Annotated in this window: 10 protein-coding genes; 2 read left to right on the top strand and 8 right to left on the bottom strand. The window is 39.4% G+C overall.

Going from position 1 to position 13656, the window contains the following annotated elements; all coding sequences use genetic code 11:
- Positions 1 to 9: 9 nt before the first annotated feature.
- Positions 10 to 3021 carry a serine/threonine-protein kinase PknK gene (locus tag WKK05_RS15430; protein WP_341530501.1) on the bottom strand — a complete coding sequence of 1004 codons (3012 nt, stop codon included), beginning with the start codon at positions 3019 to 3021 and terminating at the stop codon, positions 10 to 12.
- A gap of 114 nt (positions 3022 to 3135) precedes the next feature.
- Entirely contained in the window at positions 3136 to 3399 is a 264-nt protein-coding gene (locus WKK05_RS15435; RefSeq protein WP_341530502.1) for a hypothetical protein, read from the bottom strand.
- A gap of 38 nt (positions 3400 to 3437) precedes the next feature.
- On the opposite strand from WKK05_RS15435, the gene WKK05_RS15440 reads away from it, so the two are divergent.
- Positions 3438 to 3629, top strand: a complete 192-nt coding sequence (locus WKK05_RS15440; protein WP_341530503.1) for a hypothetical protein — start codon at positions 3438 to 3440, stop codon at positions 3627 to 3629.
- A gap of 108 nt (positions 3630 to 3737) precedes the next feature.
- Here WKK05_RS15440 and WKK05_RS15445 read toward each other — a convergent pair whose 3' ends face one another.
- The 4 genes from WKK05_RS15445 to WKK05_RS15460 form a co-directional block, all read right to left on the bottom strand.
- Complete coding sequence (locus WKK05_RS15445; protein ID WP_341530504.1) at positions 3738 to 4448, bottom strand: acyltransferase; 711 nt, start codon at positions 4446 to 4448, stop codon at positions 3738 to 3740.
- A 621-nt stretch (positions 4449 to 5069) separates the two neighbouring features.
- Positions 5070 to 5201, bottom strand: a complete 132-nt coding sequence (locus tag WKK05_RS15450; RefSeq protein ID WP_257798097.1) for a hypothetical protein — start codon at positions 5199 to 5201, stop codon at positions 5070 to 5072.
- A gap of 364 nt (positions 5202 to 5565) precedes the next feature.
- Complete coding sequence (locus WKK05_RS15455; RefSeq protein WP_341530505.1) at positions 5566 to 6429, bottom strand: universal stress protein; 864 nt, start codon at positions 6427 to 6429, stop codon at positions 5566 to 5568.
- Between the two features lie 363 nt (positions 6430 to 6792).
- Complete coding sequence (locus WKK05_RS15460) at positions 6793 to 8274, bottom strand: SulP family inorganic anion transporter (RefSeq protein ID WP_341530506.1); 1482 nt, start codon at positions 8272 to 8274, stop codon at positions 6793 to 6795.
- 1049 nt (positions 8275 to 9323) lie between these two features.
- On the opposite strand from WKK05_RS15460, the gene WKK05_RS15465 reads away from it, so the two are divergent.
- Positions 9324 to 10697, top strand: coding sequence for a cytochrome P450 (locus WKK05_RS15465; RefSeq protein ID WP_341530507.1), 1374 nt, complete (start codon positions 9324 to 9326; stop codon positions 10695 to 10697).
- 378 nt (positions 10698 to 11075) lie between these two features.
- Here WKK05_RS15465 and WKK05_RS15470 read toward each other — a convergent pair whose 3' ends face one another.
- Together WKK05_RS15470 and WKK05_RS15475 are read right to left on the bottom strand one after the other, a co-directional pair.
- Positions 11076 to 12092, bottom strand: coding sequence for a PleD family two-component system response regulator (locus WKK05_RS15470; protein WP_341530508.1), 1017 nt, complete (start codon positions 12090 to 12092; stop codon positions 11076 to 11078).
- Positions 12093 to 12387: 295 nt separating this feature from the next.
- Positions 12388 to 13338 (bottom strand): hypothetical protein, encoded by a 951-nt coding sequence (locus tag WKK05_RS15475; protein ID WP_341530509.1) that lies wholly within the window; start codon positions 13336 to 13338, stop codon positions 12388 to 12390.
- Between the last annotated feature and the right edge of the window lie 318 nt (positions 13339 to 13656).

Below are 13656 nucleotides of genomic sequence, written 5' to 3' on the forward strand. Positions count from 1 at the left end.
TCGCATACGCTACCTTACCCTGTTCATCAAAAACTGGCGTTCCCCATATCTCAACTGGGATGATAGTATAGCTAATTTGCCAAATCTATAACCGAGTCCAGTATTTTGCACTACTCCACACAGCGTCAGTCCATAGGCAGCATAACTGAGGGGTGACCAAGTTGCATTACCATTTTTGACCGATAAATTTACCATTTTGCACACAATCAACACCATCAGTGCTGGTAACACCATAAAAGCAGCACCAACAATACTCGCCAGAATGTAGATTGCTGCCAGAGGTACTGAATCGGTCATCTGCGGCAGATCGATCAAGTCTTCGATTTCCTGCCCAGCTAACAGTGAAGCCGTTTCCTCCAATCCTGTTTGCATATCTAACTGGCTTGGAGTTTCTACTAAGATGATTCCCAAGAGTTTCAGTACTTCCAATCCAATCCTAAGTGCTTCCTTGGGATTGCCCTGTGACAAACACGCTTGAATTTGGCTATCGTAAGCTTTCACTTTGTCAAGGACTGTCTTAGCGTGGTTGAGTACCTCTTCTACGAATCTCTCCATTTCGTCAAAGTGACCACTGAGGTATGCCGCCTCTGCTGCTTGTGAGTATAAGGCTAAAGTTAGGTCATAGGCACTCTGCCAGCTTTCAACATTAAGCAGTTGAAGTCCCACATTGAAATATTTGAAAGCCGCCTCATAAGCCGTTGCAGCTTTTGCTTTTTGACCTGCCATCAAATTCAATCTGGCAATTTCATCTCGTTTGGATTGGAGAGTGATCAGTTCAATTCCATGATTGAAATGATCGACAATTTCAAATATTTGCTCTGATAGTCGCTCTGGCAAAGTGTTATCGAGAAGGTTGCGACCAATTTGCAAATGAACTACTTGTTTGTGCGACCGATCAATTAGGGCGTAGGCAGCTTGTTGTACGCGATCGTGCAAGAATTTATAATCCTGAACCAAGAGTTCTTCATCTAACTCAGATGTCGGCACGATTAAACCGAACTGAGCCGCTATCACCAGTTCAGCGAAAAGTTGGACAGGTGAGCTTTCACAAATGATAGAAAGGGTGCTTAAGTCAAAATCAGCACCAATACAAGCAGCGAATTGTAAAACCTGCTGCGTCTTTGGAGGTAATTTTTTCAGTTTGCCCAGCATCAACTCCACCACATTATCTGTGATGTTCTTGCTTTCAATGTGAGTGATATTCCATTGCCAACTGAAATGTTCAAGGTTAAAGCTTAATAAGTTTTCTGCATACAGCGTTTTCAGAAACTCATTGACAAAAAAGGGATTTCCGCCTGTTTTCCGCAATACTAATTCTGCCAATGGATTGATTGTACCGATATCACTGTGTAATGTATCCGCAATTAGTTGTGCGATCGCATTTAATCCCAGCGGTGCCAACGTAATTTGATTGATGGTTGCTCCTTCTTTTTTGAGTTCCTCCAGCACCATCGTGAGTGAATGCGAAGTATTCACCTCATTATCTCGATAGGCTCCAATCAAAAATAGATATTGCGTCTGGGCATCCGTCATTATCAACTTAACTAAATTAAGTGTCGCTGAATCTACCCACTGAAGATCGTCCAGAAAAATCACTAAGGGATGTTCCTGTGAACCAAATACCCGAATGAACTGCCTAAACACGCGATTAAAGCGATTTTGAGCTTCCGTTGCACCAACGTCTAAAACAGGTATCTGTTTGCCAATAATCAGTTCAACTTCAGGGATCACATCAATGATGATTTGTCCGTTGCTTCCCAAAGCTGTCAGTAGGCGCGATCGCCACTGTTGTAACTGGTCGTCTGGTTCACCAAGCAGTTGCTGCATCAATTTTTGCAAAGCATCTGCGATCGCGCTATAGGGAATATTGCGCCCAAATTGGTCAAATTTCCCAGAGATAAAATAGCCGCGCTTTTGGGTGATTGGTTTATAAATCTCCTGCACTAATGCTGATTTTCCAATTCCGGCATAGCCGGATACCAGCATCATTTCAACAAAGAATGTTGAGTTGCTATTTTGTTCCTGTTCTAAAGTTTTTCCTGCATAACTTTGTGAAGAAGCAACGCGGTCAAAAGCCGCCATTAACATTGCAACTTCTTTGTCTCTTCCATATAGTTTTTGGGGAATTTGAAACTGATCCCAAACATCTTGCTGACCCAATTTAATGCTATTAATTTGACCGATGTCTGCTAGCTGGTAAGCACACAGTTCTAAATCCGCTTTGATTCCCCAAGCGCTCTGATAGCGATCTTCTGCATTTTTCGCCATCAGTTTAAGAATGATATCTGAAACGAGTTTGGGAATCTTTGTATTTATTTCATGAGGTGAAGGTGGCTGTTTGGCAATATGACAATGAACTAGCTCAAGAATGTCCGTTGTTTTAAACGGCAGATGTCCGGTTAGCAGTTCGTAGAACGTCACCCCAAGCGAGTAAAAATCGCTGCGGTAATCGAGCAAACGGTTCATTCGTCCTGTTTGCTCTGGAGAAAGGTAGGCGAGTGTCCCTTCTAAAACATAATGGTTCTTGAAAGTCGGATTCGTGCGGTTAAATTGGGTGGCAATCCCAAAATCAATAATTTTGACAACCCCAGTATCCAGATTAAAGACTATGTTTCCAGGGTTGATATCTTTATGAATGACATTAGCTGCATGAATTCTGCCCAAAATGTCGCAACTAGCGATCGCAAGACCAAGAAAAGCCGATAAAGGCATTGGGCAGAAAATGTCTGGGCGCTTGTGCATCCATTGCTCTAAGGACTCTCCCCCAAAATCTTCTAAGAGAATCGCCAGAGTCCTTTGATAGTCCTGCTGGCTGTATGCCTTGACCACTCCTTCCAGGTTAAGGAAACGGGTAATTTTATATTCCTGTCTGTAGCGGGTCAGTTCTTGAGGTGAGGGATAATCAAGCTTTAGTATTTTTACTACAATCGCTACTCCATCGTCTCTAATGCCCCGATAAACCAAAGAATTAGAACTTTCGTATATTTTGCTTTGGATAGCAATACCAGGTAGAGCAATCATAGAGCAACTCTTGAGAGTTTGATCTCGAATACCTCAAACTATACAGTAATTCTCATTCCGAAAATAATTACTTACTGTTTGGTAATCGAGAATAAATTTGATGAAATAAAAGATTTAAACTATGATTTCAGACTCCAAAACACTCAGCACTTTCTCTTCCAGTACAGTCAAATAAGCCCGCCTCAACTTCCCCAACGATTCCAAAAACCTCTGCACCGACTCTTCCAGCCCACTCGAATATACCCGTGAAATGCGAGCGCAGATCACCTGCTGACATTCCGCAGGCAGGTAATCATAAGACTTGAGATACTTTAATCCAACTGTCAGTTCACCATCCCAAAGCCTTACAGTGCAACTGAAGTCATGGACAGCAACCACTATGCACCAACAGCCGCCCTTGCCTCGTAAATGCCCCCATGCTTTCCTCTTCTACTGAAAACCAAATCATGGCGCATATTTTCAACGAGTGCCAAAATTACGGGTTTGAAATCCTTGATGATGGTATTTACAACAACGGCGTAAAGCTGGGTGAAGTCGGATGCACTGACGGTAATTGGTGGATAATCCTGGGTTTTTCGGATCAGCAACAGTATTCTAATACCGTATAATACTCAAAACTTGATTTAATTATGTTTTCAAAAGATTGTGTATGGAACTAAAAGATAGTCGCCTGTTTCCGAGTAAATTACGCAGGCGAATCTTATACAAACTTAGTTTTAAGTTAATAAATTTGATTCTGTAGATTTGAAAATTTGTTTACCATCACGGCTTTTAATTACTCGTGCAGGTACACCCACAGCTACCGAAAATGGGGGAATATCTTTAGTGACAACAGCACCAGCACCAATAACACTGCCTCTACCAATGGTGACACCATCTAATACTTTCACCCCATGTCCTAGCCAACAGTCATCCTCAATCACGATTCCTTTACAAGTAATACCTTGGTATTTAATTGGTTCTGTCGGATCTGCAAAGTTATGATTATTGGCATATATTGCAGTGTGGGCTGCAATTAAACAGTGCTTGCCAATTTTGATATTTCCAGGGCCGCTAATACAAACGCTAGGGCCAATAAAAGTATCTTGCCCAATGTGAATAAAAGTGTTATTTAGTGTCCCGATTAGAACGTTACGCTCAAGGATAACTCCATTTTCTAAATGAATTCTATTGTTTTCATGTCCTTTTGCATCTATACGAACACCTTTAAAAATATAGACTCCATTCCCAATTTCAATAGCATCAGCACTAATAAATTCAACACCGTCTTGAATATAAACTGAGCTACCTATCTGGGAAAAAATAGTGGAATATAGCAAATTACGTAACTTTACGCCGCCGAAAATTGTTGGAGCATCGCCTAAAATAGTGGTCAACAAAAGTTGTTGAAACCGCTTCAACTTTGAAAAATTTTTCAAATTATTCATGGCTCTATTGTTCTCAATTAAATTGTGTTCTTGGTATCTAATTGTAAAATGTCTAAGTAAAGACATCCTGCATTTGAGTCTTGTTATCTACCATCTATATTTCTATATCTGCATTTTTAGATTGCAGATTAATAAAAAATAAGGTGACTAAGATAAAGTTTTTCAAACATTTGAAAAACCCAATACAAGCTCTAAAGTTAGAAGCTATTAAATACAGGTGTTATTTAATTGTTAGACATAGCTATACAAGAAATGCTGTATCTGTTTACAGGCAAATTCTGTAATTACAGCAGTTTACAATGTTCAGAATTCTGCTGTATTATTTAGTACCTGTACCAACTGAAAAATTAGAGAAAATACTTTTTTATATTTGTCACTGATAAATACTGAAGCTTAATACTTTACCACAACATCAAACACCTAACTCTCGATGTGTATTAGTTAGCAATTTGACAAGCTACTATAATTCAGATATTCAGTCATCAAATATCAAAGTAATTATTTCAATTCAATTACATCTGTTTATGCTGTTCCCAAGTCGGAATCAAATTTCCTCGCTGCCATCAAGATGTAATTGTCGAATTCCTCATAAAATTTCCAAGCAAGTACAAGCACGTTAAATTAGGGGGGAGTGTCTCCAACTTCAGCCATCACATTGAAGTTAACCATCGGAGCAAACAAATAAATACTTCCCCGATTACTATAACGGCTTACTTGCAGCCAGTTTTTAGAGTCTGCTGCTGTTGTCATCATTACGTACACAGAGAATTTACATATTCACTAAAGCGCCTTGATAGTGACACAAGTAGTGTGCTTCCACCATCGTAAAAGAGACTTACAAAATTATCATCAAGAAACAGTAAAGTTTAAATTAAAAATATAAAGTTTTAAAGATTAGCATATTTTTATAATCAGTAATTTCCTAATCTAAGACATTAATGATACTATCTTAAAGTCTCTATTAATTAAATAGATAACTACTAAAAATCAGAATAAATACAGATAAAAAAAGCGGACAATATTTGATTTTTAGTGCTTTATTAGACTATAAATTTTACCGTTAATTTCTCACCTTAAGTATTGGTAGTAACTTTTGTGATTGTGTTCGATAAAAAATCTACCTAAACAGCAAAACAGGAATATGGCTGCTGCGTAGCATTTGGGCTGTAGTACTGCCAATGACTAAGTGCCGAATCCGGCTGTGTCCGTAGGCTCCCATAATCAGTAAATTGATGTTTTGGGCTTCTACGTAGTTAGATATAACCTTTTCTGCTTCGCCATGTATTATCTGACAAATTGGTGCAAAGCCTGCTGTACGTGCTTTTATTTCAGCAGTTTGCAGGTGAGACATGGCTGCTTCATCTTCCTGTTTCTTTGCTACAGTGAGCAAATGAAGTTCCATGTCTTTAAAAGCAGGTGATTCCACCAAAAACTGCAAAGCTTTCTGACAACTCTTACCGCCATCATAAGCTAGTAGTATCTTATCTATTGGCTGAAAGTTATGTGATGTCACAAGGCAAGGTTTATGACTAGAACGCACCACACGCTCTAAGTTAGCGCCGAGATGTCCTGAAGCAAACTCAGCATTTTCGCCTCGTTTCCCAAGTATGATTAAATCTGCTTGTGCTTCAAATTCGTGGAGGCTATCAACCAAAAAACCAGTGTGATGAGTAAATTTCACATCACTAACTCCACTGGTTGCAAAAAAATGTTCAGCATTTTGGAGGATGAGTTTTGCTTTTTGATGGTTGAGTTTTGCTTTTTCATGCTCCAAATCTACTAACTTATTTAATAGTTCTTTAGAAGCATCAATGCCAATACTTCCGCTCCAATCAACTGTTCCAACCGTTTTCTGTGTGCGGATATCTGTGACGTAAAGTACCTCAATTGCAGCAGTCATCCGGGGAGCTAACCACGCAGCATACTGATAGCTACTTTGAGAAAAAGAAGATCCATCAGTGCAGAGAAGAATTCTTTTCATAATTGTGTTTGTAATAAGTAGACGCACATAATAAAATGTAAAATGCAAACCAGCGAAACCTGTTGCTGTTGGGAGCTTTCTCTCCTGCCTCCTGATCTGAAAGTGCTGTTAGCAGTAGCGGGGCGTTGAGCCTGTGCTGAGTTAAGAGTCAGGGCAAACGCATCTAAAGTATAAGAATCCTTTAATAGCAAGGGTTTCGGCGTTTTTTAATTTAGCCTATTTTTTCATCAAGATCCATGCCCAGCAAAGGTTTCAGAAATACCGTGCGTTCGCCCTGAGTTAAGAGTCAAGAGCTATAAATTATTCTCCTTGTCCCCCTTGCCCCTCTCATCCTTTTTTCATCGGGACTGCTTTCTACTTAATTTAGTGGTTGTTTAAATTTTCCAGCGCATCTGGTTTATCGTGAATAGCTAGCTTTTCTATTAATGTCGCACTTGCTTCATTTAGTCCTACAATGTCTACTTCTGCACCATTCCTACGAAATTTCATCACTACCTTATCTATAGCTGCAACTGCTGATTGATCCCAAATGTGGGCATGGGTTAAGTCAATTTTCACACGTTCCAATTCTTCTTTAAAATCAAAAGCAGCGAGAAATTCTTCTACTGATACAAAGAAAAGTTGACCTACAACGCTGTAAATGCGAGAAGTTTTATCGACGCTAATAACTGTATCTATAAATACAACCTTAGCAATGCTGCGGGCAAATAAGACTGAACTAAACACTACACCAACTGCAACTCCAATTGCTAGATTGTGTGTGAGTATCGTAAATAAAACTGTCGTAATCATGACAGCAGTTTCACCTCTCGGTATACGGTTTAGGTTCTTTATAGATGACCAACTAAAAGTTCCAATAGAAACCATAATCATCACTGCAACTAAGGATGCCATTGGTATTTGTCGCACCCAGTTACCTAACACCAAAATGAAGAACAGCAAGAACACTCCAGCACATAAAGTAGAAAGACGACTGCGCCCTCCAGACTTAATGTTGATGACTGACTGCCCAATCATGGCACATCCCGCCATCCCGCCAAAGCATCCAGCTACGATATTCGCAACACCTTGACCTATAGCTTCTCTATTTTTATCACTGGGGGTATCGGTTAGTTCATCAAGTAGTGAGGCTGTTAACAATGACTCTAGTAAACCCACTACAGCCAAAGGCAATGCGTAGGAAAAAAGAATCGAGAATGTCTCATAGTTTAATGGAATTGTCGGTAAGCTAAACAACGGGAATGTAGTAGGTAATTCGCCCATGTCACCTACTGTCGGAACCTTTATCCCTGTAATCATGGAAAATGCTGTTAAAACAACGATCGCAACTAAGGGCGAAGGTACAACTTTTGTAAACCTGGGTAACAAGTAGATGATGGCAAGAGCCACAGCAAGCATAATATAAACTTGCCAAGACACCCCAACAAGTTGTGGCAGTTGAGCCATAAAAATTAAAATTGCTAAAGCATTAACAAAGCCAATCATTACGGCTCGTGGTACATACTTCATCTGGCGGCCTAGTTTGAGCCAGCCGCAAATAATTTGAATCACTCCAGTCAGAATCGTTGTTGCAAACAGATATTGCAACCCATGTTCTTTTACCAATGTAATCATTACTAGCGCCATCGCTCCTGTTGCTGCTGAAATCAGCCCAGGACGACCCCCAGCAAAGGCTGTCACCACTGCTATGCAAAACGAGGCGTACAGCCCAACTTTTGGATCGACACCTGCAATAATGGAAAATGCGATCGCTTCTGGAATTAGTGCTAGGGCTACTACAGTACCTGCTAGGATGTCTGCTTTAGTATTGGAGAACCATTCTCGCTTCAAAACTGTTGTGTTCAAGTTGTCCTCTGTGATTTAGGGGTGAAATTTAGGTATACAGGCTATTAGCCAACTCTTACACTCGTTGGAGTAGTTGAGGATTAGAAGCATGACAATTCACAAATGCAATCTAGATAGTCTCAAGGATTTAAAACCCTTGATTACTCTTTCATCCACAAATAGATTGCTAAAGTTTATGCCAATAATTTACATATATTCAGTTTGTAATCTGTATGTGGTTTGTTTACTCTACAAACTGTCTTGGCATTTACTTTCAGTTAAAAGCTGTCTCTATTGAGTCAGCTATGTAATTCGTTTTCTTGTTACGAGAAAACATTACCTGATTTTATCGGTGAATAAAGGTAGCTCAAAACCAAGTAATTACAACACAAATAATTGATGTTAGACTTCTGGATACCCACTTATGAATTGAGTTGATTTTTTTACTACAATTTTGTTCAATAAAATGAGACTTTTGATACAGTTTGTCTGAGGGGTAGTCTCTATGTAGTTTTAAGGTGGACTATTTTTCTGTCTTAAGCTGCCCATAAATACTGTAGAATTTAACATCATCAGATTTTGATTAATTAAAGGTTACTACAACTTGTTGAATGCGAGCGTAACCATTGGCGTTCATTATACCACAAGGTCTAAAATAGAGAAGACTGTAGTTTTTACTTGCGTCTCACAATTTTTCAGCTAAGATGTCGTATCTGAATTTGATAAAGAAGCTATAATTTTTTAAAAAATTTGACTGCTATCTCTACAGTGCAAAGCTGAGTACTCAAAATTACAGCAACGATAGTATTTTTAGTTAATGGATTTGTTCAAAGATATGGCTCTTTACCTATATAGTTAGTAGGATGTAAATTTCTCAGAAGCTACTTATAAGTAGTAGTGCTGGGGAAAGCAGACCACTTCAACCAAGCGATTATTGTTGAAAGCGATCGCTTTCCTTCTTAATCCTATGGTGATTGCTCCTCGGATAGCAAAATAGTGCTACACAGAAATCAGACCCAAATTAGAATAATTAGCAGAGAAACAAAATAATCATCGGATAGCCAGCAACTATGACAATTAAACAAATTGAGAAGCTTAAAACTCCTAGATTTATCCAACAAATAGAATTTACCTTAAAGCCATTGGAGTTTTTAGAGCGTTGTGCCAAGGATTATGGAGACCTGTTTTTTACTAATTCCTTTGGGGAACTAGAACTTTTAGTTGTTAGTAATCCCCAGGATCTTCAAGAGTTATTTAATCCAACAAATAAAATTCTTGATGCTCCAGCTACTGTTAATGAACCCTTCAAACCTCAAGTTGGAGAAAACTCATTAATTGTGCAAGATGGAGAACGCCATCAGCGTCTGCGAAGGCTTATCATGCCTCCCTTTCACGGGGAACAAATGCTCAATTATGGGCAACAGATTTGTGATATTACCCAACAAGCCATACAACACCTTAAAGTCGGTCAAACCTTTATTGCTCGTCATTTAACTGAAGATATTACCATGACGATTATCTTAAAAATAGTCTTCGGTATTGACCAAGAATCCAGATTTGAGCAACTGAAAAATTTAATGACAACTTGGCTATCGTTGACTAGTTCACCACTCATCGCTAGCGCTTTATTACTTCCATCTTTACGAAAGGATTTAGGTGCTTGGAGTCCTTGGGGAAGATATCTCAGGAAGCGCCAGCAGATTAATGAAAATCTCATGGCTCAAATCTTGGAGCGTCGCCAACAAGTGCAAGGGCAGCATTTCGATATTCTGAGTATGCTAATAGAAGCAAAATATGAAGATGGACAAAGCTTGAGTGATGTCGAATTAAGAGATAACCTCTTAACTTTACTCAATGCTGGTCATGATACTACTGCTACTGCCCTGGCTTGGGCTTTGTACTGGATTCATCAACAACCACAAGTCTATGAGAAACTGTTGCATGAGTTACAAGGCTTAAATACTCCTGACCCTCTCAAAATTACTCAACTTCCTTATCTAACAGCAGTTTGTCAAGAAACTTTGCGGATTTACCCTGTAGTTCCGTCTACTTTTCCTAGAGTCACTATACGCCCTGTTAATTTAAGGGGATATCACGTTACTTGTGGGACATTCGTAGTACCTTCTATTTACCTAACTCACCGTAGAGAAGATTTATATCCCCAACCGGATAAATTTCAACCAGAGAGGTTTTTGAATCGTAAATACTCACCTTATGAATTTTGGCCTTTTGGGGCAGGTTCTCGTCAATGTCTAGGTCAAGTGTTCGCTTTATTTGAAATGAAATTAATTCTGGCTACGATTCTCTTAAATTCTAAGTTGAAATTAGAGGAGAAAGCCCCTGTTACTCCGGCACGACGGGGTTTTTTAATGGCTCCTAAAGGTGGAGTAAAAATGAGTTCTATGGCAGTTGAAAATCTTCTCCTGCTGGGAGAAAGGCTGTAGAGCGAACATGACGCTGCTGTACAGCTATATTTACTCTTTGTGCCGCTACTATATGTATATGTAATGCGATGTAATGCGCGATCGCGGTATTCAAACGAGAGCTTGTATACTCCTGCTACGGCTAACTTATAAGTACTACGAAAAGTGATTTTGCAACTTGGAGATAGCTTTACTAGCACCGTATCACCGAGCTTGGAAGCTTGCGTTACTCGACCTATACAATAAGATGAGGCAAATGTTGCAAGTTTTTTACTAAGGAAATACTTGTGACATCCCCTGTTGAATCAGTAGAAGGAACGTACTTCCATATTCCCTGATGTGCTTGTGCTGCCAGTTCTTGACCGTTCTTAATTTTTATTGTTTGAAATAAGTCAGTAATTAGCTCACCCTGCTCGATTCTTCCTGAGACATTAATATTTGGCTCAGGAAAACTCTCATATTGCAAATACTTTGCAAGTTATTTGGCTTGAAGCAATCGCGTCCTGCTGCCTTTGCCTGATATAATCCTTTGTCTGCTGCCGCAATCATTTCTTCAAAGTTAGAACTAGGCTCAGGAATTAGTGTAGCTAACCCAGCACTCAGGGTTACATGAGAACTAACTTGTGAATTTATATGAGGAATTGCCAGTCTCCGAATAGCAGAGCAAATTCTCTGTGCAACGTGAGCAGCCCCTAGTGCGTCTGTCTCAGGCAAAATAACAGCAAATTCTTCCCCACCATAACGGGCAACTAAATCAGCAGGACGTTGAACAACATTTTGGATGACTTTAGCAATTTCTATAAGAGCGCGATCGCCTGACTGATGACCATAGGTATCGTTATAGGATTTGAAGAAATCAACATCAAGGAGGATGAGAGACACTGGCTGTTGCAAGCGTGCCATGCGCCGCCACTCATGATCCATATACTCTTCAAACCGTCGGCGGTTAGCTAGTTGAGTTAAGAAATCGATAGTAACTAATCGTTGTAATTCTAGATTAGCTGCAACAAGCTTTTGATGTAGCTGCGATTCCTCAATTAAGCGTCTGACCCGAAAACCTAAAACTGGCCAGTAAAATGGTTTGATTATATAATCTGTTGCGCCTGCTCTAAATCCATTCTCAATTGACTCAGTATTCTCAAATTCTGTAATCATTAAAACTGGAGTGTGTTTGTTTTCGTCAATACTCAGTAACTTGGAGCAACACTCAAACCCATCCATATCTGGCAAGATGGTGTCAAGAAGTACTAGTTCTGGGTGCAATTGTTGAAAAACATTTATTGCCTCCGTGCCATCTTTTGCTTCAGCTACCCGATACCCTGATTGTTCTAGCAAAAATCGCAGTTCTTGACGGTTAAATGCTTCATTATCAACAATTAGAACTAAAGATTGATTTTCTTGAAGAGTAACTTTCATCTTCTGTGCTTGCCAAATTACAGTGGGCTGCTTTCAACAGAACGTTTAAGCAGTTTTGCTATTTCGGTTACAAACTACCCTCGGTATAAGTTGATTCGGTGGGATATCTAAATTTAATCTTGTATCAAAAATTACGGCAGTGCCAAGAGAGAGAGTTTAGGTAAAGTTTCCAAGTATTAGTTAATACCTAAAAAATTTATATAAAATCGCTGTTTTATGTGTTTAATTAGCCACAACTATCCAAGAATTTGGGTAATTGCTCTGAGAAAATTGTTAAATTTACTAGTACTCGTTTTCAGGAACGAATTAACATTGGATCATAAATTTGGCACTCTTGAACACCATACTTGCCCAGAATCAAGCTAGCGTGATCAAGTTCATTGTCTGTGCCACTAACAATAGCTATATAATTGCCTTGCTCAATTTGCTCATTGTAAAAGCGGGCCCACTCATCTGCTATTCCTAACCTCATAGCATCAAAGCGATCGCTTAAATTAACGTCTGTTGATCCAACCAATTGAGAAAAGTCTTGGCAAATTAAGGAAATCTGGTTTACTGAGAAACCTGCGGCACACATCTCGTTAATTGCTGCTTCAGCATTATCTATGTGATTAAAGTAACTAATGGCATACTTTGTCAGAATTCCACTTTTATTAGGAATGGCAGTAGCAGAAGTCGTCGTGGTCAAATAATTTGTAGTTTCATGGTCACTGTTGAGATGCTCATAAATGCCAAACTCTTCAATACCCCAACGCTGTAGAATTGCTTCTACTTGAGCAATTTCTAGAGATGTACAATCCACGATTATTAAATAGTGTCCATCCTCTACTCGCTCGTTATATGCTCTAGCTTGCTCTTCTGACATCCCCCAACCAACTAATGCACCAGCAAAAGTGCCAGTAGCAGCACCAATACTTGCTCCTACAAGGGTTGTAACCAAAGCAGTTGCCGCTGCGCCAGCCAGCATTATTGGCCCAACTCCAGGGATTGCTAAAGTACCAAGACCTACTAATAAACCAGTCAACCCACCTACAGCACCCCCTGAAAGTCCTCCGACTGTTGCACCTTCATCAGATTTATCACCTATTTCATCATTACTAATCTCATAATTGCGGTCTGTATTTTGTACAACTACAGATACTTTCTCCATTGCCAAGCCAGAATCTCTCAATTCATGTAATGCCTGTTCTGCATCTCGACGATGAGTAAATACACCTACAGCACGTTGATATTGACTTAAAACCATTATTACTCCTTAGTAGCAGAGGAAAAATTAATTCCCCATATATCTAGTTATTTATTGCCTGTAATCTTAAATACAGCTTTATTTAACCTAAAACCATCTTAAGTAATAAAATTAATTACAGACACTGCAATCACTACCCCTCTAACTCACCTAACTGTCCACCTACAACCCAACATTACGGAAATTTCGTCATTACATCTTCTTCTGCCAAGACTTTCTATCTTTTGTGACAGGATTTTGAGAATTCCTAATGGGAGTTTTCACCGCATTTCTTTTCCAGAACTACCCTGATTCACTTATGGGGATTCATACAGTAAT

The sequence above is a fragment of the Nostoc sp. UHCC 0302 genome, assembly GCF_038096175.1.
In the GTDB taxonomy this organism is placed as follows: Bacteria; Cyanobacteriota; Cyanobacteriia; order Cyanobacteriales; family Nostocaceae; genus UHCC-0302.